The organism is Lentzea cavernae (assembly GCF_014653695.1).
Lineage (GTDB): Bacteria > Actinomycetota > Actinomycetes > Mycobacteriales > Pseudonocardiaceae > Lentzea > Lentzea cavernae.
This window is the reverse complement of sequence record NZ_BNAR01000026.1, coordinates 82,045-104,574: the sequence shown is the minus strand read 5'-3', so window position 1 is coordinate 104,574 and position 22,530 is coordinate 82,045. Positions and strand designations below refer to the sequence as shown.

The following is a 22,530-nucleotide window of genomic DNA, read 5'->3' as shown; positions in this document are numbered from 1 at the left end:
CGAACGTGCCGGCGGCCAGCCGTGTCGCCGGACGGGGCGAACGTGCCGGCGGCCAGCCGTGTCGTGTTCCCGTCCCGGCTACTGAGGTCCTGACGGCTGCAGCGTCACGGTGAACGCCGCCCCTCCCTCCGCCGCCGGCCCCGCCACGATCGTCCCGCCCATCCGCGTCACCAGCCCGTGCACCAGCGCGAGCCCCACCCCGGTGCCGACCGGCCGCGACTCCTGGTACCGCGCGTGCAGCACCCCGCGGTCGAACGCCACGGCGTAGTCCTCGAGGGCGAGCCCCGGTCCGCCGTCGCGCACCTCCAGCACGGACGACAGGGCGAGCACGACGGGGCGGCCGGCGGGGGTGACGCGCAGGGCGTTCTCCATCAGGCCGTCGATGACCTGCCGCAGGCGGCGTGCGTCGGCCAGCACCGTGGGGGAGGACGAGACCTCCAGGGAGAACGCGACTCCTCGGGCGTGGCAGCGGGCGTGCCACACCTCGGCGGCTGAGCGGACCACGGGTTCCAGGGAGATCGGGGCCATGTCCAGGCGGAAGTCGTCAGCGCCCAGGCGGGCCAGGTCCAGCAGGTCGGTGACCAGGCGGTCCAGTCTGCGTGCCTCGTCCAGGATGACGGTGCCCACCGGGGCGACCTGGGGGCCGGAGACGACGCCGTCCGCCAGGGATTCGGCGAAGCCCGTGACGGCGGTGAGGGGGGTGCGGAGTTCGTGGGAGACGGAGAGCAGGAAGTCGCGTTGGCGGGATTCGCTGCGCTGCAACGCATCGGCGAGGGAGTTGACCGCGAGGCTGACCTCGGCGAGTTCGGTGGCCTTGGGGACGGGGACCCGGAGGTCTCGGCGGCCTGTGGTCATGGAGTGGGCGACGGAGGCGACCTGGCGCAGGGGGCGGGACAGGAAGGAGCCCAGGGCGAGGGCGGCCAAGGCGGCCACCACCAGGCCGATGCCGAGGGCGAAGAGGACGTTGCGGACCAGTTTGCGGTAGTTGCCGGTGGTCTCGGTCTGCTGGACCAGGGCGAAGCCGCCTGCTCCCGACGGGCGGGCCTCCACGTTCAGGCGGCCGCTCACGCCGGAGGCAGGGGAGCCTGAGAGCACCTTGCGGTAGTCGATGGCGCGCACGGCTCGGACGGCGGCCCGGTCGGTGCCTGTCACGTCGCCTGCGGCGGTGATGCGGACGATCGCGATGTCCTGGCCCTCGAGGATCTGTTCGACGCGGTTGTTCGAGATCTGGCCCGCGACCACGTCGGCCTGGGAGCGCAGGAACTCGCGGCTGACCTGTTGTGAGGTCGAGAGGACCAGGCGGGTGGAGACGAAGCCGGCGACCAGCACGGCGACGAAGGCGACTCCCAGGCACACCAACGCGATTCGGGCGGTGAGGTTCACGGTGCGTCCGCCGAGTAGCCGACGCCGCGCACCGTCCGAATTGGACTTAGAGTGCCGAACTTGGCTCGTAGCTGGGCTATGTGCACGTCAACGGTTCGTGTGCCGGCCATGGAGGAATAGCCCCACACGGCCGAAAGGAGTTGCTCGCGCGAGAACACCTGGCGTGGGTTCTTCATCAGGTACGAAAGCAGTCCGAACTCCGTGGACGTCAGCGACACCTCGTCACTTCCGGCGAAGGCACGTCGTTCGCCGACGTCGAGGCGTACGGAACCCACCTGCAGAACGTCCGACACGGGGCCGGAGGAGCGGCGTAGCACCGTGCGGACGCGCAGAGCCAGTTCGCGGGGGCTGAAGGGTTTGGTGATGTAGTCGTCGGCGCCGAGTTCGAGTCCGAGCAGGCGGTCCACCTCGTCGTCGCGGGCCGTCACGAACAGCACCGGCGTCCAGTCGCCGGCGGCACGCATGGCCCGGCAGACCTCGATGCCGTTCAGCACGGGCAGGCCGACGTCCAGCACCACCGCCACCGGCGAGAGGGTGCGGACCGCGGCCAGTGCCGCGTCCCCCGAGGACTCCAGGTGCACGCCGAAGCCGTCGCGCCGCAGGTACAGCGCGACGAGTTCGGCGATCGCCGGTTCGTCCTCCACGACGAGCACCAGGCCACGTTCCACGCGTTCACCCCGGCTGGTTGAGGTCCGACTCGATGCTGTTCAACGTTGATTCCACATCATCGAGGTCCGGCGCCGGCTCCTCGGCCCGGCACGCCGTCAGCGACACCAGCAGAACCAGGGCGGCGACCCACCTCACTTGGACCCGCAGTGCTCGGTCTTGAACTTGCCGACCCGTTCGCCCGCCTTGGCCAGCTTCACGAGCTGCGCGTCGCGGAGCTTCAGCCGCGCGTCGAGGACGTCCGCGCGCGCCGTGTTGCCGGCCTTGCGGGCGTCGGCGGCCTTCTGCTCGATCCACTTCTTGGAGCCCAGGGTCTCCGGACTGCCGTTGATCTTGTCGGTCAGGGCCTTCACCCGAGCCTCGACCCGGGGCACCCGCTGTGAGCAGATCTTCTGCACCTTCTCCGGGCTGATCGTGATCGGTTCCTGCGCCGACGCGGTCCCCGCGCCCAGCAGCAGCATCCCCGCCACGAGCCCACCGATTCGCGAAATGTTCATGGCACAGAACGATGACCGCCCACGATCAGAGGACGGTCCGCCGAATGTTCGGGTTCTGCAAAGATCACCCCAAAAACGATCACCGCAGGACGACACCGCGCACGGACGCCGCGTGCAGCATCGGCCGCATCCGGTCCCACACCCGCTCCGACCTCAGCTCCTCCGCCGCGGTCACCGCCCGCAGCCCGACGGCACGCCCCTCGTCGAGGTCGCCGTCGAGGAAGTGGCACGAGGCCAGCGAGATCAGGCAGAACGCCCCGCTGCGCGCCATCTCCGGCCCGAACCGCGAGATCGCCGACGCCAGCGCCGGAACGGCCAGCCGCGTGTCGCCGAGCTCGGCGTGGACGGTGCCGGTCATCGCCACCAGGTCGGTCTCGTCGTGGAACCGCGCCCAGTCCGGCGCGTGCGCCACGTCTGCCGCGGAGAACGAGTCCTGTGCCCTGCCCAACGCGCGCAACGCCTCGGAGGAACGGGCCTGACGCGCGTACGCCCATGCCTCGTTCACGTGCATGATGCTCGACGCCAACGGCGCGAAAGCGCCCCTCTGGAAATAGGCCAGCGCATCACCCGGTGCGCCGTGGTGCAGGTGCACGCGCCCACGCCGATAAACGATGTTGGTCGTCAGATCTTCGTCGTGACGGGCGAAATGCAGCGCACGGTCGAAATGGTGGTAAGCCGCCCCGACCTGGCCGCTGTCGAACGACGTCCACCCGGCCAGGTTGTGCAGGTCCGCGACGGCGGACAACAGGCGCGCACGCACGGTGTCGGAGGCCTCGGCCGCCAGGAGCTGCTGCGCCCAGTAGATCCGCACCACGACGGCGTCACGGCACGCTCCTCCTCCGTGCTGGTAGTCCACGGAGCGCAGGGAACGGGTCTGCGCCTCCAACTGCTCGACGTCGCTGGCGCCGATGCGGGAGGAGTGCGGTGGGGGGAAGTACGCGGGATCCGCCATCAGGGCACCCCTCTACGCAGGTGGAACCCGAGCGTAGGACGTTCCCGACTTGCGGTGAAGCTCATTCTGGGTCGCGCGGAAACGAATGCGAGTTGTGATTGAACAGGTATTAATCCGGGTATGCGAAGACAAGTTGACGGCGCAAGATTCTCGGGTATGAGGCGACGCGCGCATTTGCGGCTGGTGACCTCCTCCGAAGCCGAGGACACGACTTTCCCTGCGGTGCTGAGCGCAGAAGATCTGGCGGAGGAGCTCGGCCTTGATCCGCACGCCAGGGTCACGTGCGGTCTGCATCGCTGCTGGTTGCACCTGTGCGTGGCGTCGCCGGACCACGTCGTCCCCGTGACCGGACATCGCTGGTGCCGCCCGTGCCGTCGCCCTCTCGAGGTGTTCGTGGACGAGACGACCGCACACCTCTCGTGTCCGAGGTGCGGCACGAAGACGCCGGACACGGCGGCGAACCGCCAAGTGGTGCGGGCGTGCCGCACCAGCATCGCGGCGATGCACGCCCAGTAGAACGACCCGGAAGAATTAAGCCTGGTGGGTGAAGGCGGCGACCTCGGGGAGGTAACTCGGGGGCCGCCGGCTGTCCTCCGGCACGTCGAGCAACGCCCAGATGATGTGCCGCCCGCTCCCGGCCGGCGTCTCGCCCATCGTGAAGTTGCAGACGGCGATGGATGCCACGTTGCGCCGCATGATGTGCCACTGCTTGAGGTCGAAGCGTGCGGTCGTGCGCACGGCAACGGACAACTTGCTGCTGCGCATGCGCAGCAGCAGCGAGAGAGGGCTGTCGTCCTCGATGTGCGACACGAGCTCCACGGCCACCTGCGGTGCGACGTCGAGCATCGACTGCACGCCCCACCGCTCGCAGGCGCGCTCGGTGATCCGTTCCGTCACGTGCGGCAGGCAGCGGCACGTCGGCAGCGGCGCGTCCACCCTGTCCTCGTGCCTGTGGCGCACCACGGCGGCCACCGCGGCCGCGGTCGTCGAGTGCAGGGGGATGTGCCGGGGCAGCCCGCGCGACTCCAGCGTGCACCGCAGCCGGTGGTCGCTGACGACGAGGCTCAGCGAGATGCCCGGCCAGCGGGCCGCGGACAGCCACACGACGTCGAACACCACGAGCAGCGCGGGGGACTCGGCGACCAGCTCGTCCAGTTCCACCACCACGCCGACGAGCTCCTTGGTGGCGCAGTCGAGCAGCACGTCCTGCACTCGCATGTACGTCACCCAGTCGAGTCGCCCGCTGAACCGGACGACGAGCACGCCGTTCAGCTCCCGGACGTCGACCTCGAGGCTGTCACCGGCCATGATCCCGTCCCCTCACGCAAGGCGCCTCCCCCCAATCCTCCAAGCCTGACGAGGTGACCGCGTGCTCCCTAGGGGGTAACTACCCGTGTTTCGGCGTTGGTGCCTCCGGGGGACCGCGTTGCAGCAGGAGATCGGACAGACCTAGGGTGCGGCTGTGGGCGGTTCGCTTTCCCCAGGTCGCAAAGGCAATTTGCCTGCCGACACAACTACTTTCGTCGGCCGCAAGCACGACGTCGCCGAGGTGCGGAGGCTGCTGTCCGAGTCGCGCCTCGTCACTCTGACGGGTGTCGGTGGCGTCGGCAAGACGCGGCTGGCGTTGCGTGCTGCCGCCGACACGAGCAGGGCGTTCCGCGACGGGGTGTGGTTCGTCGAACTGGGTGGCGTCACCGATCCGGACCTGGTCGTGCACACGGTCCTGGAGCGGTTGGGCGTGCACGACGACACGGTCCGGATGCACCGCACCGTCCTGGTGGAACACCTGCGCGACCGGCAGATGTTGATGGTCCTCGACAACTGCGAGCACGTCGTCGCGGCGACGGCCGATCTCGTGGACGCGTTGCTGCGCGGCGTCCCCGGCCTGCGCGTGCTCGTCACCAGCAGGGAACGCCTCGGTGTCGACGGCGAACACCTCTGGCAGGTCGCGCCCCTGCCGCAGGACCCGGCGCTGGCGCTGTTCGCCGAACGGGCCGCCGCCGTCGAACCCGGGTTCGTCCTCGACGCGCGCAACCACGCCGAGGTCAGCCAGATCTGCACGCTGCTCGGCGGGATCCCGCTGGCGATCGAACTGGCCGCGGTGCGCCTGCGCGTGTTGAGCCTTGACCACTTGTCGTCCAGATTGGACAACACCTTCCGGGTGCTGGGGGACGGCAAGCGCGGCGGCGATCCGCGCCACCAGACGTTGCACGCCGCGGTGGACTGGAGCTACCACCTGTGCACGCGGCCCGAGCAGATCCTGTGGGCGCGGGCGTCGGTGTTCTCCGGCACGTTCGACCTGGAGGCCGCGGAACGGGTCTGCTCCGGTGACGGCGTCGCGCCCGACCAGGTGATGCACTCGCTGATGGGCCTGGTCGACAAGTCGGTCGTGGTGTCCGAGAAACACCCGCCCGGCACGCGGTTCCGGCTGCTGGAGCCGTTGCGCCAGTACGGGCTGGGGAAGTTGCGCGAGGCCGGCCGCGAACAGCTGGTGCGGGAACGGCACCGCGACCACTTCATCGAGTGGGCTGAGCGGTGGGAGAAGGAGTGGTTCGGCCCCGCCCAGCCGCAGATCTTCGCGCTCACGCGGCTGGAACAGGGAAATCTGCGGTCGGCCCTGGACTTCTGCTTCGACAGCGACGGCGACCACTGCGTGCACCTGGCCGGGACGCTGTGGTTCTACTGGGCGGGCTGCGGCATGCTCGGCGAGGGCCGTCACTGGCTCGACCGCGCCGTGTCGTGCGCGAAACCGGGCCCGTTGCGGGCCAAGGTGCTGTGGGTCAACGGCTACGTGTCGACGTTGCAGGGCGACCTGACCGCCTCGACACGGATGCTGGACGAGTGCCACGAGTACGCCGTCGAGTCCGGTGACTCCTCCGCGCTCGCCTACTCGACCCACCGCCTCGCCTGCACCCACCTGATCGGCGACGACCTCGACCTCGCGGAGAGCCTGTTCGAGCAGGCCATGGACCTGTACCGCAGCCAGGGCACCGTCAACAGCCACACCATGCTCGCCGGCGTCGAACTGGCGATCTCGGCGACGTTCCGGCACGACTTCGCCGCCGCGGAACGCCTCTGCGTCGAGGCCAAGGCCGTCGGCGAGGAGCACGGCGAGCTGTGGGCGCAGGCGTACGCGATCTGGGTGCTCGCGCTGTGCGCGTGGGTGAGCGGCGATCTCGTGCGCGCCGACCGGCTCGGCCGCGAGTGCCTGCGGATCAAGCGCACGTTCCACGACCTGCTGGGCATCGTGCTCGCGATCGAGGTCCTGGCCTGGATCTCCGCCTCGCAGGGCGACGCGGACCGCGCCGCCACGTTGCTGGGCGCGACCAACGAGATCTGGCAGTCGGTCGGTTATCCCATGTTCGGATCACGGTACTTCGGCGCCCCGCACGGCGAATGCGAGTCGGCGACGGTCTCCGCGCTCGGCGAGCAGGAGTTCCGGTCGGTGTTCCGCAAGGGCATGGACCTCGAACTGGAGGACGCCATCGCGTTCGCCATCGGCGAGGAGCAGCCGCGGGAGGAGGCGCCGGCCGTCACGCTCACGCCGCTGACCCGGCGCGAACAGCAGGTCGCCGACCTCATCGCCGGCGGCATGACGAACAAGGAGATCGCGGCCAAGCTGGTGATCGCACGGCGCACCGCGGAGGGGCACGTCGAGCGGATCCTGCAGAAGCTCGGGTTCACCTCACGCGCGCAGATCGCCACGTGGGTCACGGAGCGACGGAACTAGTCCACGCACGGGATGCCGTCGTCGGGCGGCGGGGGAGGCGGCGCGGTCGCCAGTTCGGTCACCTTGGCGCGCACCTCGTCCTGGTCCACCTTGTTCACGTCCAGCCCGCCCAGGTGCGCGCCGCCCTCGATCGGCAGCGTGTCGAACCGCACCTCGGCCGGCAGGTTCCCCGCGAACTCGACGAGGTCGAACCTCGCGTCGAGCACGACGTCCTGCTTCGCCATGTCGATCATCGCCTGCACGGCGGTGACGTCCGCCCCTCGCAGCCGCTTCGTCACGGCGGACAGGAACGCCTGCTGCCGCCGGGTCCTGCCCAGGTCGCCGTCCTTGAGCCCGTGCCGCTGCCGCACGAACGACAGCGCCTGGCCCGCGTCGAGGTGTTGCGGCCCAGCGGGGAAGTCCGCGCCGGACAACGGGTCCTTCGTCGCGTGGCGCAGGCACACATCGACGCCGCCGAGGCCCTCGGCGATGTGGAAGAACCCGATGAGCGAGATCTCCACCAAGTGGTCGATCGGTTGGTTCAGGAACGTCGACACCGTCCGCACCTGGGCCCTGCGGCCCGCCTCGCGACCGGCGCGCTCCAGCTCCCGCTTGTCGTGCGTCCCGGCCACGCGCAGCCGGTCCTCCTCGACGATCTTCGCGCGGCCGTAGGCCTCCTTGATCTTGCCCTCGCCGCCCGACGACAGCGGGACGAGGTTGTCGCGCGGCACGGACATCGCCACGGCCGGACCGGAATCCGGGATGTGCAACAGGATCAGCGTGTTCGCGTTGTACCCGCCGCGGTCGCTCTCGCCCGCCTGCATGCGCCGCAGCACGTCGTCGGGCAGCGGCTCGCCGTGCAGGTCGAGCCTGGTCGTCAGGCCCATGACCAGGACGTTGCGGCCGGACTCCGAGCGCGGCGCGTCGTCGGTGATCGCGTAGGACCGCTCCACCCCCGTCGAGATCGTGGACACAGTGGACCAGGCGAACGCCGAGGCGGCGAGCACGATCGCGCTCAGGGCCGCCAGCGCGGTGCGCGACAGGACGAGAAAGACCGTGCGGTGACAGGCACCACGTGCTTGCATGAACAGGACACCCCCTGAATTATCCTAGTGCGCCATGGGGGTTCAACTGCCCAGTCTCGCCGCGGTCGCGATGCTGGCGGTGTTCACGCAGACGGGGGTCTGGGTGGGCGGCGACGATCTCGGCTGGGCGTTCGGCGTGTGGCTCGTGGGCGGCACGCTGGTCGCCTCCGCGCTGGTCCGCCGGGTGGGGTTGTGGACGGTGGCACCGGCGCCACCTCTCGTGTTCGTGGTCGTCGCGGCGGGCAACGCGGCGTGGGAACGGCAGTCGAAGAGGCGCGCTCCGTGGGGGAGCAGCAAGGAGTTCGCCGCTGACGCGGTCCCGTGGCTCGTGAACGGGTTCCCGTGGATGGCGGCGGCGGTCGGCACGGCACTGGTGGTCGCGCTCGTCCGCGTTCTCATTGGGGGAAGAAGCAAATGCAGGTCTTCGTCGACAGAACCGGCGGTAGACGGGTAGCGGCGCGGCTGGTCAGCTGGACCGTCGCGAGTGGACTGATCGTGTTCGCCGCCGTCGTGGGCGGCACGCTGCTGGGAGCGTGGTGAAGCGCACGCCCCGGTTGCACTGGATCTCCATCCTGCTCGGGTTGCTCGTGCTGATGTGCGTGGTGTCGTTCCACGCCTACGCGGCGATCAGGCCCGAACCCGTGCGGCACGCCGGGGAACGCCACGAGCTGCCGGACGGCACGCTCGCGCTGGCGTTCCACGGCGGCCCCGACCCGAAGTGGACCCCGCGCACCCTGGAGAGGTTGAGAGCCGCCGGCGTCAAAGCGACCTTCTACGTCACCGGCGCCCAGGTCACCCGCCATCCGGACGTGGCACGCCAGGTCGTCGCCGAGGGGCATCGCATCGGCATCGACGGGTTCCGCGCCGAGGGCGACCTCGCCGATCCGCTGAACCTGGCCCTCGCACAGGCGGCGCTCGCCGACGCGCTGGGTGTCCACACGCGACTGGTCGGCGCTCCGGAGGAGGTCGACAGCGGCGACCGCGAGCACCAGGACATGGGCACGCTGGTGCGGATGTCGTTGCGGGAGAGGAAGGGCGTCATCAGGCTGCACGACAACGGCAGCATCGGCGGAGACATCGTCCGCGAGCTGGCGAAGGAGCCCGGGTACCGGTTCGCATTGGTCAGCGATGAGATTCCGGTCGAGGCCTCTTCGAGAGAACGGTTCACCGGCGCCGTCACGACGTGGTCGCAGCGCAACGGCGGCCTCGTGCTCGCGTTGTTCGGCACGGCCATCGGCATCGCGGCGTTGCTCGGCCTGCTGCGCACGCTGATGCAGCTCGGGCTCGCGCACACCGATCGGCGGCTGCGGCGGGAGGGCGCGCAGGAGCCGCCGCCGTGGTTCGCGCCGCCGGTCTCGGTGGTCGTCCCGGCTTTCAACGAGGCGCTGAACATCGCCGCCACCGTCAGGTCCATCGCCGCGAACGACCACCTCGCCGACGTCGAGGTGATCGTCGTGGACGACGGCTCGACGGACGGCACCGCGGAGGTCGCGCAGGGGCTGGACCTGCCCGGCGTCACCGTGATCAGGCAGAGCAACCAGGGCAAGCCGGCGGCGTTGAACGCGGGCGTCCGCGCGGCGAGCCACGACGTGCTGGTGCTGGTGGACGGCGACACGATCTTCGAGCCGGGCACCGTCGGCCAGCTCGTGCAGCCGTTCGCGGACAGCGGTGTCGGCGCGGTCTCCGGCAACGCCAAGGTCGGCAACCGGCAGGGCCTGCTCGGGCGCTGGCAGCACCTGGAGTACTGCGCCGGGTCCAACCTGGACCGGCAGATCCTGCACGCGCTGCGGTGCATCCCGACGGTGCCGGGCGCGGTCGGGGCGTTCCGCAGGGAGGCGCTCGCCGACGTCGGCGGCGTCAGCGACGACACGCTCGCCGAGGACACGGACCTCACGATGGCCGTCACGCGTGCGGGCTGGCGGGTCGCCTACCGCCCGGAGGCCAAGGCGTGGACCGAGGCGCCGGTCACCGTCCAAGGCCTGTTCCGGCAGCGCTACCGCTGGTCCTACGGCACCTTCCAGGCGATGTGGAAGCACCGCCGCGCGCTGGTGGAGAGAGGGCCGATGGGCCGGTTCGGGATCCTCTACCTGTTGGCGTTCCACCTGCTGCTGCCGTTGCTCGCGCCGGTGATGGACCTCTTCGTGTTGTACGGGTTCCTCGTCGCGGACGCACCCCTCGCGCTGATCGTGTGGACGGTGTTCCTGCTGATCCAGACGGCGAGCGCGGGGTACGCGCTGCGGCTCGACGGCGAGTCGCTCAAGCCGTTGTGGGCCTATCCGCTGCAACAGGTCGTGTACCGGCAGCTGATGTACGTCGTGGTGATCCAGTCGTTGATCACGGCGCTGCACGGCACGCAACTGCGCTGGATGTCGGTGCGGCGCACGGGTCGGCTCCTGGACGCCCCCGGCGGTACTGTGCCCGTCACCTGAGTCACCGGAGGCGAGGTTGGGTCGCACGCCGCTCGACGCGCCGGAGCGTCAGCAGGAGGTCTTCGCCGCCGTGCTCGCAGTGCTGGCCGAGGTCGGCTACGCCCGGTTCAACATGGACCTCGTCGCTTCCCGGGCACGTGCGAGCAAGGCGAGCCTCTACCAGCGGTGGCCGTCCAAAGCGCGGTTGATCACCGACGCGCTGAAGGCCAACCTGCCGCGGCTGGCGCAGCCGGACGAGGGGACGTTCGCCGAGGACGTTCGCCACGTCCTGCGGGCGTGGGGCGAGCCGCAGCCGTTCGACACCGCCGGGATCTTCCTCGGGCTGCTCGAGGGCAGCCGGCAGGACGCCGACCTCGCGAGCCTGCGCGAGGAGCACGTCGACCGCGCCTACACGGAGCACCTGCGGGTCGCCGTGGACAGGGCGAAGGCGCGGGGAGAACTGCCGGAGCGCCTCGACGCCGACGTCCTCATCACCGCGCTGATCTCGACGTTCGTCCTGCGCTCCGAGGAACCGGGCGTGGTCGAGAGCATCGTCGACGGCCTGCTTCGGCCGCTCATCGGGAACTTTCGGGCCAAATAACTCGTCAAGGCGTAGTCGCTCCGCTACGTTCGGTCATGGTTTCAAAAGAACAGATTTGTTCTATTGAGGGGACTCCCGTGACTGAAGCTGCTGTCTGCCCGGTCCACCAAGAACGCGACCACCCGCTCCACCCGCCGGTCGGCTTCCCGGAGGCCGTCGGTGACGGCCCGGTGAGGATGCTGTGGCCCAACAGCGTCGAGGCGTGGATCGTGTCCAGTTATGCCGGTGTCCGGCAGGTGCTGTCCGACCCGCGGTTCAGCACCCGCAAGGGCGGTCAGCCCGAGATGCGCACCGACGCCGGCGAGACCGTGCTCGACCCCGACCAGCCTGGCAACATCAACGGCATCGACGGCCCCGAGCACATGCGGTTGCGCCGTCCTCTCTCGCGCGGCTTCATGGTCAAGCGCATGAACGAGCTGCGCCCGCGCATCCAGCAGATCGTCGACGAGCACCTCGACGTGATGGAGGCCAAGGGCGCGCCGGCGGACCTCGTCACGTCGCTGTGCCTGCCGCTGCCGTCGCTGGTGATCGCCGAACTGCTGGGCGTGCCGCCGGAGCACCAGGAGCTGTTCCAGGCCACGGCCGGCGACCTCTTCGGCAAGAACGGCTCGAAGGACGAGTACCTCGCGCACGCCACCAGGCTCGCCGAGGTGCTCGCGCCGATCGTCGCCGAGAAGAAGGCGGCCGGCACGAACGACGACATGATCGGCCTGATGGCCAACGACACCGACTTCAGCATGGACGAGCTGATCTTCCTCTGCATCGGCCTGCTCGCGGCCGGGCACGAGACCACGTCCAACTTCCTCGGCCTGTTCACGCTGCACCTGTTCGAGAAGCCCGACCAGCTGGCGATCCTGCAACGGGACCCGAGCCGCGCGGACGTGGTGGTCGAGGAGCTGCTGCGCTACACCGTCGGTCAGCTCGGCGGGTCCGGCCTGATCCGCAGGGCGACCGAGGACGTCGAGGTCGACGGCGTGCTGATCCGGGCGGGGGAGTGGGTGAGCGTGTCGCTCATGGCGAACCTCGACGAGGCGCTCTGCCCGCGCGCCGAGGAGCTCGACCTGGAGCGCGACGCCGTGTCGCACCTGGGGTTCGGGTTCGGGCCGCACCAGTGCCTCGGCGCCAACCTGGCCCGCGCCGAGCTGCAGATCGGGCTGCGGTCGCTCTTCGAGAGGTTCCCCGGCCTGCGCCCGGCGGTGCCCGTCACGGAACTGAGGTACCGCAACGACATGATCACCTACGGCGCCGCCGAGATCCCGGTGGTGTGGTGACGTGACGGTCCGGATAGACCAGGACAGGTGCATCGGATCGGGCCAGTGCGTGCTCGCCGCACCGGACGTGTTCGACCAGTCCGACGACGACGGCACCGGTCTCGTGCTGAGCGCCGAACCGTCCGCCGGCCTGCTGCCGGGTGTTCGTCACGCGGTGGAGAGGTGCCCCGCTCAGGCAGTCACCCTGGAAGAGTGACTTGATCGGCCGTTCCGGTGAGGAGCCGTCACAGGAAAATTGATTCAGCCGAGGTCGCCGCCACCTCGATGGCCCCTTTCCGTTCACCACGACCGTCCGAAATCGTAAGCGCGGCCGCCACGGCGTTGTGGCGGTCGCGCCGACGTGTCCGGGGAGAGTCGGAAGACTCTTCCCGACCAGGTCCGACAGCGGGATGGTGTCGGCGCGGTGAGTACCGGCGGTGTGCAACGGGTACCCGTTCGACGGGTGCGCTGCGCACGTCAGGAGGGCCAACCTATGTTCAACGGCGATGCATTCCCCGCTCGTGTGGACAAGACCGACGTGCGGCATGTCGAAACGCTGACGAGTGCCCTTCGGGCATTGGACTACGAATACGGCGGTGGAGCCTGCCGGGACGCCTGCGTCGCGTTGTTGAAGTGGGCGAACCCCCTGCTCGACACCGGGCCGCCAGGGCAGGTCGTGGAACGGCTCCAGGTGGCCATCGCGGACCTGCACAACCTGGCCGGCTGGGCGTCGTTCGACATGGGACTCCTGGAGTCGGCGCACCTGCACTTCGGCCGTGCGATGGGCCTCGCGCGCGCGTCGGGCAACAGCGCGTTGGAAGCGAACATCCACTACCGCATGGGTCGCGTGCACCTGCACTACGAACTCGCCGAGGACGCGTTGGCGTCGTTCCAACGAGGACTGCCCATCGCGCAGGCCAGCGGGTCCACTCTCGCCGTGTCGATCCTGCACGCCAACGAGGCGTGGGCGTTCGCGAAGATGGGCGCGGAAAGGCAGGCGCTGCGCCAGTTCGCGCGCGCCCATGACGAGTTCGAACGGTCGGTGGCCGAGGACGCGCCGCCGTGGGCGCGGTTCTTCGACCTCGCCGACCTGGTGTCCATCGGCGGCATGGTGCACACCGAACTCGCGCGGACCTGCGACGTGAAGTACGCGCGGACGGCGATCCCGCTGCTCACCAGGGCCATCTCGTCCGGCGGGGAGGACGCGTCGCGCAGCCAGTCGTTCCGGTTGGCCGCGCTGGCGGTGAACTACCTGGTGCAGAACGAGGCCGAGCAGGCGCGGGAGGTCGGGGAGCAGGCGATCGAGGTGTCCGGCTCCATCCGCTCGGCGCGCACCCGTGACCGCATGCGGCCGCTGAGGCAGGAGGCGGAACGGTTGCGGGGCAACGAGGCCGCCGACGACCTGGCGTCCCGTCTGGGGAAGTTCATGACGGGGTCCCAGGGCGCGGCCTGAGAGCCGGAGGCGTCACCGGGGCCCGAGGAGAGGTTGGGCTTTCGAGCCCCGGCGACACCGTCTGAGGAGGAGCGACGCCCAGCTGGGGGCCAGGACGCCGCTCCGGCTTGCGCGTTCAGCAGCGGATGTCGGTGCGCACGCGGTAGGTCTGGGCTCCGGAGTTCCACTCGACGTAGGCGGACGTGCAGTCGCCCAGGGTGTTGGTGCCGCCCGACCACAGCTCCTGCTGGCGGTAGCGGCCCTGCTTCAGTCCGGGGTGGCCGTACGGCTCACGCGCGTCCTTGTGCGCCCACTGCTCGATCGAGATCAGTTCCGGCGTGTACGGCGCACCGGCGCTGTGGACGCTCGACCAGGTGTAGACGTACGCCCAGTTCTTGCCGCAACCCTTGAACTGCTTCACGGACGCCCACTTCTGCCCGTTGTCACCGACGTACGCGGTGCTGCCGATCTGCGTAACCGGCCCGCATCCCGGTGCGCTCTCGGCCTGCGCCTGGCCCGAGGTCACGAGACCCAGAAGCAACGCGGCGGCGGCGATCAGCGTTGTCCTCTTCATGGGCTGTGAGCATCACGACGGCCGCTGACATTTCGCTGACACCTCTGGTTACCGGCTGGTTAGGATCGGGCACATGCAACGGCGGTGGGAGTTCAGGGTTCTCGGATCGTTGCAGGTCATCGACGCGGGGCGGGTGGTGGAGCTGCGCTCGGCCAAGCAGCGGGTCCTGCTCGCCGCGCTGCTGATGAAGGCGAACGCCCCGGTGTCGTCCTACGAGCTGATGGAACATCTCTGGGGCGAGGAGCCGTCAGGTTCGGCACGCGCGACCTTGCAGACGTACATCATGCGGTTGAGACAGTCGCTCGACGACCTGGCCGACCGCAAGCTCGTCCGCACGTGGCCGACCGGCTACTCGATCCACCTCGAGGACGACCAGCTCGACCTGCTGACGTTCCAGCGGCTGCGCGCCGAAGCCCGGCGCGCGCCCGACCTGGAGACGGAAGCCCGGTTGCTGGGCGACGCGGCGGCGTTGTGGCGCGGGCCGGCCCTCGACCAGGTGTCGTCGCTGCGGATGGAACAGACCGACGTGCAGCGCCTCAACGAACAGCGCTGGGAGGTGCTGGAGCGCCGCAACGACGCCGAGCTGCAGCTGGGCCGGCACGACCAGGTCGTCGACGAACTGCGCTCGCTCGTCGCGGAACACCCGCTGCGCGAGCGCTTCTGGTACCAGCTGATGCTCGCCCTGCACCGCACGGGCCAGCAGGCGCAGGCGCTGGACGTGTTCCGCCGCGCGAGCGACGTGCTCGCCGACGAGCTCGGCATCGACCCGAACGCCGAACTGCGCGCCCTGCACATGGAGGTGCTGGCGGGCTCCTCCGCGCCGGTCGCCGTCCAGTCCGGACCGTCGTGGCTGCCGCCCGCGGTCGGCGACTTCTCCGGGCGGGTCGACGAGGTCGCACGGCTGACGGCCGGGCTGCGCGCCGGCGGGACGTGGACGATCACCGGCCCCGGCGGCGTCGGCAAGACCTCGCTGGCCGTGCACTGCGCGCACGCCGTCCGCGACGCGTTCCCGGACGGGCAGCTGTACCTGAACCTGCGCGGCGGTGAGCAGAAACCCGTCCAGCCCGCCGCCGCCCTGGACCGGCTGCTGCGCGGCCTGGGCGTGTCGGGCGGCGCGATTCCGTCCTCTGTGGAGGATCGGGTCGACCTCTACCGGGACCTGTTGTCGGACCGGCGGATCCTCGTGGTGCTGGACAACGCCGTGAACGAGGCCCAGGTGCGGCCGTTGCTGCCCGGGACCACCTCCGGGGCCGCCCTGGTGACGTCCCGTGCCGCCCTGGCCGGGCTTGAGGCGGCGCACGTCGTGCCGTTGGACGTCCTGCCCTCCTCGGACGCGCTGGCGCTGCTGCGAGCCGCCGTCGGCGAGGCCCGTTGCGCCGCCGAACCCGCTGCGGCACAGGAGATCGTGACCTACTGCGGCAAGCTGCCGCTGGCGTTGCGGGTGGCGGCCGCGCGGCTCGTGGCGCGCCCGCACTGGCAGCTCGCGAAGCTCGCCGGCCGGCTCTCCGACGAACGCCGCCGGTTCGACGAGCTGTCGCTGGGCGACCTCGACGTCCGCGCCTCCCTGGCGCTGTCCTACGACGGCCTGGGCGAGTCGCACCGCACCGCGTTCCGCCTGCTGTCACTGGTGGACACGCCGGACTTCCCCGCCTGGGTCGCGTCCCCGTTGCTGGGCCTGGACCTGGACGACGCGGAGGACCACGTCGAGGCCCTCGTCGACGCCCGGCTCGTCGACTACGCGGGACGCGACGCCCTGGGACAGGTGCGCTACCGCCTGCACGACCTGTTGCGCGCCTTCGGCCGCGAGGCCGCCACCGAGGACCCGGCCGTCGCCCTCCGCGACCTGTTCGAGCAGTGGCTCGACCTCGCGACGCGGGCCGACGCCGAACTCCCGCACCAGGGCGTCCGGCTGGAACCCCTTGCGCTGGAACGGTTCGACCTCGGGGACGCCGCCGACTGGTTCGACGCGGAGTGGCAGAACATCCACGCCGTGATCAGTCAGGCGGCCGCGCTGGGGCTGTGTTCGCTGGCCGCCGAGTTGGCCGTGCGGTCGGCTGCGTTCTGCGACCTGCGGGCGCGGTTCGACGACTGGGAGCAGATCAACGCCCTGGGGTTGTCGTGCGCGCCTGCTTCGCGGCGTCCGATGTTGTTCCAGCAGCGAGGGATTCTGCGGGTTCGGCTGCACGACTACAACGCCGCCTCGGCCGACTTCCAGGCCGCGCAGTCGGGGTTCGCCGCGGCCGGTGACGTGTGGGGTGAGGCCTACGCCTGGTACGGCATGGGGTGGATGCACGAGTGGAGTGGGCGGTCTGCCGAGGCTCGTGAAGCTCATCGTGAGGCCATGGCCCGGTTCGTGGCTTCCTCGAATCCGCACGGTGAGATCGAGGTGTTGTGCTCGCTCGGTGCCATTGAGCGGCGGGCCGGTGGGCTGGTGGCCGGTCAGGAGTATTTGGAGCGGGCTCGTCTTGTTGCTGTTCGGCTCGGGGATTCGCAGAGTGAGTTGATGGCCGCGTTGGAGTTGGGGCGGTTGCACCAGTTCACCGGGGAGTTGTCCGAGTCGGCGGCGTTTCTGCGGTCTTCGCTGGCGGCGGCGCAGGAGCTCGGGGATCCGGACTTGGCTGCGAACATCCGGTTGTTCCTGGCGGACACGTTGATCCGGTCTGGGGAGGATTCGCTTGCCGAGGAGCAGTTGCGGTGTGCTTGGGAGTTCTTCGAGGAGCACGATGATCGGCAGGGGCGGATTTGGGTGTGGCGGTTGCGGTCCGGGATGACTGCTTCGGGTGATGAGGCTTTGAGGTTGGCGTCGCTGGCGATGGAGCAGGCTCGGATGATGGGGTCGGCGCCGGAGGTCGGGCGGTCGTTGCGGGTTCTGGGGAATGCGTTGGAGAGGGTGGGGCGGGGGGAGGAGGCTCGGGAGCACTGGCAGTTGGCGGAGGAGACGTTGACCGCGGCCGGGTTCCAGGCTGAGGTGGACGAGTTGCGGATGTCGATTTCTCAGCTGCCGGCTTAGTCGGGCGCGGTGGAGTGGTCGCTTGGCACCTCGTGGTGGTGGGGGTACCAACTCGGCGGGGAAAGCGCACGACTCGGTGCTGCCGGGCGGTGTGTGTCGCCTGGCAGCACCGAGTCGGGGACTAGCTGATCGTGATCGCGCCCGCGGGGCAGAGGCCCGCTGCCTCCTTCGCGGAGGCCTCGTGGGCGGCGTCCGGGTGTTCTTCCAGGAGCACGACGGTGCCGTCGTCGTCGCTCTGGTCGAAGAGGTCCGGGTCGGTCAGGACGCACATTCCCGACCCGCAGCACCTCGTCTGGTCGACGGAGATCTTCATGCCGACCACGCTACTGGCAGTGCGTGGACCCCGTAGATGCCCATGTCGGTGCGCAGCGGCACCTCCTCGGGGGTGGTGTCGAGGCGGAGGTCCGGGAACTCCTGGAACAGCTTGGAGAACGCGATCCGCATCTCGATGCGCGCCAGCTGCTGGCCCAGGCACTGGTGGATGCCGTGGCCGAACGCGACGTGGCCGGTGGCCGGGCGGCGCAGGTCCAGTTCCTCGGGGTTGCCGGGGAACTTCTCCGGGTCGCGGTTGGCGCCGGGCACGTGCATCACGACGGTGTCGCCCGCCTTGATGAGGTGGCCGTCGATCTCCACGTCCTCGGTCGCCGTGCGGACCGGTCCGAAGTGGATGATCGACAGGTACCGCATCAGCTCCTCGACGGCGTTGTCGATGATCTCCGGTTCGTCGCGCAGGACCTTGAGCTGGTCCGGGTTCTGCAGGAGCGTGAACGTGCCGATGCCCAGCATGTTCGCCGTGGTCTCGTGGCCCGCCAGCAGGAGGAGCAGCGCCATGTTCGACGCCTCCTCGTCCGTCGGTTCGCCGGTGGCGAGCAGGTCGCTGATCATGTCGTCGCCCGGGTTCGCCTTCTTGCGGACGATCAGTTCGCGCATGAAGTCCTCGATGCGCGCCATGGCGGCCATGGCCTCTTCGAACGTCGAGTTGAGGCTCAGCAGCTTCGCCGTGTCCTCCTGGAACCTGTGCCGCTCGTCGTAGTCGACGCCGAGCAGCGCGCAGATCACCAGCGACGGCACCGGGAGCGCGAACTCCTGCACCAGGTCGGCGCGGCCGTCGAACGACCTGAGGTGTTTGAGCTGGTCGTCGACGATGGTGCCGATCCACTCGGAGAGCTGGTTCATCCGCCGGACCGTGAACTGGCCCTGCAGCATCCTGCGCAACCGGGTGTGGTCCGGCGGGTCCTGGTTGAGGAACATGCCGGGCTTGATCTTGCGCCGCTCCTTCGGCACCTCGCCCTGGAACCGGACCTCCAGCAGGTGGTGCTCGGCGGGGTCGTTCGTGAACTTGGTGCTCCCCAGCACTTCCCGCACCTGGTGGTGGCCGGTGACGAGCCAGCCGAGGTGACCGTCGGAGAACTTCAGCCTGCTGATGGTCGCCTGGTCCCGGATCTGCTTGATCTCGGGCGGCGGGTCGAACGGGTTCACACGCGTCGTGGGCAGCTTCTCGGAGATCAGTTCGGTCATCTCGCACACCTCCCAGTGCTCAGTAGAGGACCTGCTTCCGAAGCTACAGAAGTTTCATTACTTCGTGAAGGTGAATCGAGGGTCACGGACCGCCACGAGGCGAAGTCCGTCCGCATCTGCCGGTCGTGGGTCGCGACGGCCACGGCCGCACGGGTCCGGTGCAGCGCCTCGGTCAGTTCGTCGACCAGGGCGATCGACAGGTGGTTGGTCGGTTCGTCGAGCAGCAGGACGTGCGGGGAGCCGCTCAGCAGGATCGCCAGCTCCAGGCGTCTGCGCTGCCCGGTGGACAGGCGGCCGACCGGGCGCGTCAGGTCCTTTCCCCCGAGCAGCCCGAGTTCCCCCGCCCGCGGGCAGAGCTGCGCCGCCGTGGCGTCCTCGTTCTCGAACGCCGACTCCTGGGCCAGCAGGGCGACGCGGCCGGCGTGGTGCACCGTGCCGCTTGCAGGCTCGACCCGGCCGGCCAGCACGGTGAGCAGCGTCGACTTGCCGGCGCCGTTCGGGCCGGTGACCAGCAGCTTCTCGCCCGCGCTGAGCGAGATCGGCTCGGTGAGCTCCAGCCTCCCCGGCACCGCGAGCGGGGTGGCGTGCAGCAGGTCGCCGCTCGCCTCCAGCTCCGGCGGGGTGAAGCGCAACGGCGGCGGGGGAGCGTCGACGCGCTGGCCGTCTAACTCCTCGAGCCTCCGTGCGACGTTGCGCATCTTGTTCGCCGCACGTGTCGTGCGCTGGTGCTTGCCCGTGCCCTTCGGTGGACGCCAGCCGTCCCGCAGGCGTGACTGGGCGCTCTCGACCTTCTCGGCCAGCTCGTCGTGCTCGGCCGCCTCCTGGGCGAACCGCTGCTCCCACCGCTGCCGTTCGGCGCGCTTGGCCTCCTTGAACGCCCGGTAGCCGCCGCCGTGCAGGTGCACCTCGCCGTCCGGGGCCGGGTCGAGGTCGAGCAGCTGCGTGCAGACCTCGTCGAGCAACGTGCGGTCGTGGCTCACGAGCACCACGACACCGTGGTGCTGCTGCAGGCGTTCGGTCAGGAACGCCAGCGCGCCCGCGTCGAGGTGGTTGGTCGGCTCGTCCAGCAGCAGGACGTCGGCGCGTTCGGCGAGCAGGCACGCGAGCCGGACGCGGTAGCGCTGGCCCACGCTGAGCCGGGCGAGCTCCGTCGCCCGGTCGTGGTCCGCGTCCAGCGCCTTGAGCGCGATGTCGGCACGCCGTTCCGCGTCCCACGCCTCGATGTTCTCGGCGTGGGCGAGGGCTTCGGAGTAGCGCTGTTCGTCGAACGGCTCCGCCGCACTGTCCAGTTCGGACAGTGCCTGGCGGCTTTCGCGCAGTGCTTCGGACAGCAGGTCCCCCACCGTTTCGCCTTCGTGGAACGGCATTTCCTGTCGTACGAGGCTCAACGAACCGTGGCGGGTGACAGTTCCCTGGTCCGGCACGAGGTCTTCGGACAGCAGGCGCAGGAGGGTGGTCTTGCCCCGGCCGTTCTCGCCGATGATGCCGAGCCGCTGGCCTGCGGAAACTGTCAGCGAGATGCCGTCGACGACGGGCCCGGCCTCATAGCCCCTGGTGAGATCTTGGGTCGTCAAATGAACATGCGAACGCACGGGGATCCTCTTCTGGGTACGCGAAATCAGGACGTGTTGCGCGGTGGCACACGTCCGTGATCAGAGGTAGAAGACCCCGTACCCGAATCCCATGAAACCCACGGTACTTACGGTCGCAACGCCTTTTCGACGGCGCTCTTCAGGTCTCGCAGGCTTTCCGGGGTGCCGGGCTGCGGCCCGACCGTGCTGCCGCCGCCGACGAGCCGGTAGAAGAGCAGGCCCTCCAGGAACGCCGTGAAGTGCGCGCCCGCCCGTTCGGGATCCTCGTGGCCCAGCATCTTCGCGAGCGCGGTGGCCTGCTCGCGCGGGGAGTGGACGAGGATCGACTTCAGCTCGGGGTGGTGCGTGGCCTCGAGCATCGCCGCGTACCTCGCGAGCGTCCGGTTCCGCTCGACGAGCCAGCTGTCGAGCGTCCTCGCGATGCTGCCCGCGACGTCGTCGGGATCCGGCGCGACGTCGAGCCGTTCCTGGTCCGCGAGCCGCTCCACGAACCCCTCGACCAACGCCTTGCGCGTGCGGAAGTACGCGCTGGTGGAGCCCTCCGGCAGCCCTGCCCTGCGGTCGACCGCGCGGTGGGTGAGCCCGCGCATGCCCTGTTCGGCCACGAGCTGGATCGCGGCGTCGGTGATCACGTCTTTGCGCACTGTGGTTCCCGTCTCTCTACAGCTGTAGTCTACAGGTGTAGAGTCCTCTACATCTGTAGAGGAGGAAGCCGTGAAGGCGATCGTGGTGGGTGGCGGTATCGGCGGGCTGGCGGCAGCGGTGTCGTTGCGACGCGTCGGCTGGGAGGTCGAGGTCCACGAGCGCGCGGCCTCGTTCGGGGAGATCGGCGCCGGTGTGGGCGTGATGCCGAACGCGATGCGCGCGCTGGAGTGGATGGGCCTCGACGACGAGGCCCGGCGGCTGGGCACGCCGCGGGTGTCGGGTGGCATCAGGGCCGTGGACGGGCGCTGGCTGGTGCACATGCCGGACGTGGGGCAGGAGAAGGTGATCGCGATGCACCGCGCCGACCTGCACGGCGTCCTGCTGCGCGCGCTGCCGTCCGAGATCCTCTTCAACGACGCCGAGGTGAGCGGTGCCGACGACCTGGACGCCGACCTCGTGGTGGCGGCGGACGGCATCAACAGCCGCCTGCGCGCGGAAGTGCTGCCGGACGCGCCGGGGCCGGTGTACGCGGGGGCGACGGCGTGGCGAGGGGTGGCGCCGGGGCCGTACGACCTGCCCATCTCGCAGACGCTCGGCCCCGGTGGTGAGGCGGGGATCCTGCCCCTCGGCGACGGCAGGGTCTGCTGGTACGTGGCGGCGGTGGCGCCCGCCCAGGCCGACCTGGACCCCGTGGAGCTCTTCGCCGGCTGGCACGACCCGTTGCCGTCGCTGGTGGCCTCGACCGCCGACGTGATCCGGCACGACATCTACCAGCTGCCGTTGCTGCCCACGTTCGTGAAGGGCCGGGTGGCGTTGCTCGGCGACGCGGCGCACGCGATGACGCCGTACCTCGGGCAGGGGGCCTGCATGGCGTTGGAGGACGCGGTGACGCTGGCCGCCGTCGGAGGTGATCTCACCCGGTACGACGCTTTGCGGCGGCCGCGGACGCAGTCGGTGTGGAAGGGGTCGCGGATCGCGGGGAGGTTCGGGATCGAGATGCGGTCGCCGATCGCGGTGACGTTGCGGAACCTCGCGCTGCGGATGATGCCGCTCTCGGCGGGAATTCGCGGGATGACCCGGTTCTCCGCTTGGGAAGTGCCCACCGAAGTTCACTCGAACGGGTCGAACTCGGCGGTGAGCTGACTTGCCGGTCAATGTTTGATCTCGGTGAGATAACAGACGAAAACCACTCTTTGTCCCACCCTTTG

Annotated in this window: 22 protein-coding genes; 10 read left to right on the top strand and 12 right to left on the bottom strand. The window is 69.8% G+C overall.

The features are described 5' to 3' along the window. Nucleotides 1-78: 78 nt before the first annotated feature. The 5 genes from IE307_RS43885 to IE307_RS43870 all read right to left on the bottom strand — a co-directional run bounded on the left by IE307_RS43885 (nucleotide 79) and on the right by IE307_RS43870 (nucleotide 3,498). Nucleotides 79-1,383, bottom strand: a complete 1,305-nt coding sequence (locus IE307_RS43885) for a HAMP domain-containing sensor histidine kinase (protein ID WP_191305422.1) — start codon at nucleotides 1,381-1,383, stop codon at nucleotides 79-81. After that, complete coding sequence (locus tag IE307_RS43880; protein ID WP_229905622.1) at nucleotides 1,380-2,051, bottom strand: response regulator transcription factor; 672 nt, start codon at nucleotides 2,049-2,051, stop codon at nucleotides 1,380-1,382. The genes IE307_RS43885 and IE307_RS43880 overlap by 4 nt, the downstream gene beginning before the upstream one ends. Nucleotides 2,052-2,055: 4 nt before the next feature. Continuing rightward, on the bottom strand, nucleotides 2,056-2,187 hold the full coding sequence (locus tag IE307_RS47380) for a hypothetical protein (protein WP_268250485.1): 132 nt from the start codon (nucleotides 2,185-2,187) through the stop codon (nucleotides 2,056-2,058). After that, nucleotides 2,184-2,546, bottom strand: a complete 363-nt coding sequence (locus tag IE307_RS43875) for a hypothetical protein (protein ID WP_191305421.1) — start codon at nucleotides 2,544-2,546, stop codon at nucleotides 2,184-2,186. The genes IE307_RS47380 and IE307_RS43875 overlap by 4 nt, the downstream gene beginning before the upstream one ends. A 79-nt stretch (nucleotides 2,547-2,625) precedes the next feature. Further along, nucleotides 2,626-3,498 (bottom strand): NsdA family TPR-like regulatory protein, encoded by an 873-nt coding sequence (locus IE307_RS43870; protein ID WP_191305420.1) that lies wholly within the window; start codon nucleotides 3,496-3,498, stop codon nucleotides 2,626-2,628. A 222-nt stretch (nucleotides 3,499-3,720) separates the two neighbouring features. Here IE307_RS43870 and IE307_RS43865 point away from each other — a divergent pair, with 222 nt between their 5' ends. Beyond that, nucleotides 3,721-4,014 carry a hypothetical protein gene (locus tag IE307_RS43865; protein WP_308436449.1) on the top strand — a complete coding sequence of 98 codons (294 nt, stop codon included), beginning with the start codon at nucleotides 3,721-3,723 and terminating at the stop codon, nucleotides 4,012-4,014. Between the two features lie 15 nt (nucleotides 4,015-4,029). On the opposite strand, the gene IE307_RS43860 is transcribed toward IE307_RS43865, so the two are convergent. Beyond that, on the bottom strand, nucleotides 4,030-4,806 hold the full coding sequence (locus tag IE307_RS43860) for an STAS domain-containing protein (RefSeq protein ID WP_191305418.1): 777 nt from the start codon (nucleotides 4,804-4,806) through the stop codon (nucleotides 4,030-4,032). A gap of 190 nt (nucleotides 4,807-4,996) precedes the next feature. Between IE307_RS43860 and IE307_RS43855 the strand changes: the two genes are divergently transcribed. Then, on the top strand, nucleotides 4,997-7,228 hold the full coding sequence (locus tag IE307_RS43855; RefSeq protein ID WP_191305417.1) for an ATP-binding protein: 2,232 nt from the start codon (nucleotides 4,997-4,999) through the stop codon (nucleotides 7,226-7,228). Here the strand turns inward: IE307_RS43855 and IE307_RS43850 are convergent. Next, nucleotides 7,225-8,292, bottom strand: a complete 1,068-nt coding sequence (locus IE307_RS43850; protein WP_191305416.1) for an LCP family protein — start codon at nucleotides 8,290-8,292, stop codon at nucleotides 7,225-7,227. The two genes, IE307_RS43855 and IE307_RS43850, sit on opposite strands and share 4 nt — an antisense overlap. A 34-nt stretch (nucleotides 8,293-8,326) precedes the next feature. Here IE307_RS43850 and IE307_RS43845 point away from each other — a divergent pair, with 34 nt between their 5' ends. From IE307_RS43845 to IE307_RS43820, 6 genes are all read left to right on the top strand, one after another. Further along, nucleotides 8,327-8,746 carry a DUF6542 domain-containing protein gene (locus IE307_RS43845; RefSeq protein ID WP_191305415.1) on the top strand — a complete coding sequence of 140 codons (420 nt, stop codon included), beginning with the start codon at nucleotides 8,327-8,329 and terminating at the stop codon, nucleotides 8,744-8,746. Nucleotides 8,747-8,828: 82 nt separating this feature from the next. Next, nucleotides 8,829-10,721, top strand: coding sequence for a bifunctional polysaccharide deacetylase/glycosyltransferase family 2 protein (locus IE307_RS43840; RefSeq protein ID WP_229905621.1), 1,893 nt, complete (start codon nucleotides 8,829-8,831; stop codon nucleotides 10,719-10,721). Nucleotides 10,722-10,737: 16 nt separating this feature from the next. After that, nucleotides 10,738-11,301, top strand: coding sequence for a TetR/AcrR family transcriptional regulator (locus IE307_RS43835; RefSeq protein ID WP_191305414.1), 564 nt, complete (start codon nucleotides 10,738-10,740; stop codon nucleotides 11,299-11,301). 77 nt (nucleotides 11,302-11,378) lie between these two features. Continuing rightward, nucleotides 11,379-12,572: a cytochrome P450 gene (locus tag IE307_RS43830; protein ID WP_191305413.1), complete on the top strand. Its 1,194-nt coding sequence runs from the start codon at nucleotides 11,379-11,381 to the stop codon at nucleotides 12,570-12,572. A gap of 1 nt (nucleotide 12,573) precedes the next feature. Beyond that, on the top strand, nucleotides 12,574-12,768 hold the full coding sequence (locus IE307_RS43825; RefSeq protein WP_191305412.1) for a ferredoxin: 195 nt from the start codon (nucleotides 12,574-12,576) through the stop codon (nucleotides 12,766-12,768). 144 nt (nucleotides 12,769-12,912) lie between these two features. Then, the gene (locus tag IE307_RS43820; RefSeq protein WP_505744291.1) at nucleotides 12,913-14,004 is read left to right on the top strand and encodes an NsdA family TPR-like regulatory protein; all 1,092 of its coding nucleotides are present in this window, start codon (nucleotides 12,913-12,915) and stop codon (nucleotides 14,002-14,004) included. Nucleotides 14,005-14,119: 115 nt separating this feature from the next. Here the strand turns inward: IE307_RS43820 and IE307_RS43815 are convergent, their stop codons facing one another. Continuing rightward, the gene (locus IE307_RS43815; RefSeq protein WP_191305410.1) at nucleotides 14,120-14,557 is read right to left on the bottom strand and encodes a hypothetical protein; all 438 of its coding nucleotides are present in this window, start codon (nucleotides 14,555-14,557) and stop codon (nucleotides 14,120-14,122) included. Between the two features lie 73 nt (nucleotides 14,558-14,630). Here IE307_RS43815 and IE307_RS43810 point away from each other — a divergent pair, with 73 nt between their 5' ends. Further along, nucleotides 14,631-17,567, top strand: a complete 2,937-nt coding sequence (locus IE307_RS43810; RefSeq protein WP_191305409.1) for an AfsR/SARP family transcriptional regulator — start codon at nucleotides 14,631-14,633, stop codon at nucleotides 17,565-17,567. A 121-nt stretch (nucleotides 17,568-17,688) separates the two neighbouring features. On the opposite strand, the gene IE307_RS43805 is transcribed toward IE307_RS43810, so the two are convergent. From IE307_RS43805 to IE307_RS43790, 4 genes are all read right to left on the bottom strand, one after another. Next, nucleotides 17,689-17,880 (bottom strand): ferredoxin, encoded by a 192-nt coding sequence (locus IE307_RS43805; RefSeq protein ID WP_191305408.1) that lies wholly within the window; start codon nucleotides 17,878-17,880, stop codon nucleotides 17,689-17,691. Next, nucleotides 17,877-19,085: a cytochrome P450 gene (locus IE307_RS43800; RefSeq protein WP_191305407.1), complete on the bottom strand. Its 1,209-nt coding sequence runs from the start codon at nucleotides 19,083-19,085 to the stop codon at nucleotides 17,877-17,879. The genes IE307_RS43805 and IE307_RS43800 overlap by 4 nt, the downstream gene beginning before the upstream one ends. Further along, on the bottom strand, nucleotides 19,082-20,659 hold the full coding sequence (locus IE307_RS43795; protein WP_229905620.1) for an ABC-F family ATP-binding cassette domain-containing protein: 1,578 nt from the start codon (nucleotides 20,657-20,659) through the stop codon (nucleotides 19,082-19,084). The genes IE307_RS43800 and IE307_RS43795 overlap by 4 nt, the downstream gene beginning before the upstream one ends. A 125-nt stretch (nucleotides 20,660-20,784) precedes the next feature. After that, nucleotides 20,785-21,321 carry a TetR/AcrR family transcriptional regulator gene (locus IE307_RS43790; RefSeq protein ID WP_229905619.1) on the bottom strand — a complete coding sequence of 179 codons (537 nt, stop codon included), beginning with the start codon at nucleotides 21,319-21,321 and terminating at the stop codon, nucleotides 20,785-20,787. Nucleotides 21,322-21,391: 70 nt separating this feature from the next. On the opposite strand from IE307_RS43790, the gene IE307_RS43785 reads away from it, so the two are divergent. Beyond that, nucleotides 21,392-22,465, top strand: coding sequence for an FAD-dependent monooxygenase (locus IE307_RS43785; RefSeq protein ID WP_191305406.1), 1,074 nt, complete (start codon nucleotides 21,392-21,394; stop codon nucleotides 22,463-22,465). Nucleotides 22,466-22,530: the final 65 nt, after the last annotated feature.

Bases quoted from the DNA above. Each gene is read 5' to 3' on its own strand.
- IE307_RS43815 (WP_191305410.1), bottom strand. From the start codon at position 14,557: ATGAAGAGGACAACGCTGATCGCCGCCGCCGCGTTGCTTCTGGGTCTC.
- IE307_RS43860 (WP_191305418.1), bottom strand. From the start codon at position 4,806: ATGGCCGGTGACAGCCTCGAGGTCGACGTCCGGGAGCTGAACGGCGTG.
- IE307_RS43870 (WP_191305420.1), bottom strand. From the start codon at position 3,498: ATGGCGGATCCCGCGTACTTCCCCCCACCGCACTCCTCCCGCATCGGC.
- IE307_RS43800 (WP_191305407.1), bottom strand. From the start codon at position 19,085: ATGACCGAACTGATCTCCGAGAAGCTGCCCACGACGCGTGTGAACCCG.
- IE307_RS43810 (WP_191305409.1), top strand. From the start codon at position 14,631: ATGCAACGGCGGTGGGAGTTCAGGGTTCTCGGATCGTTGCAGGTCATC.
- IE307_RS43850 (WP_191305416.1), bottom strand. From the start codon at position 8,292: ATGCAAGCACGTGGTGCCTGTCACCGCACGGTCTTTCTCGTCCTGTCG.
- IE307_RS43875 (WP_191305421.1), bottom strand. From the start codon at position 2,546: ATGAACATTTCGCGAATCGGTGGGCTCGTGGCGGGGATGCTGCTGCTG.
- IE307_RS43805 (WP_191305408.1), bottom strand. From the start codon at position 17,880: ATGAAGATCTCCGTCGACCAGACGAGGTGCTGCGGGTCGGGAATGTGC.
- IE307_RS43845 (WP_191305415.1), top strand. From the start codon at position 8,327: ATGGGGGTTCAACTGCCCAGTCTCGCCGCGGTCGCGATGCTGGCGGTG.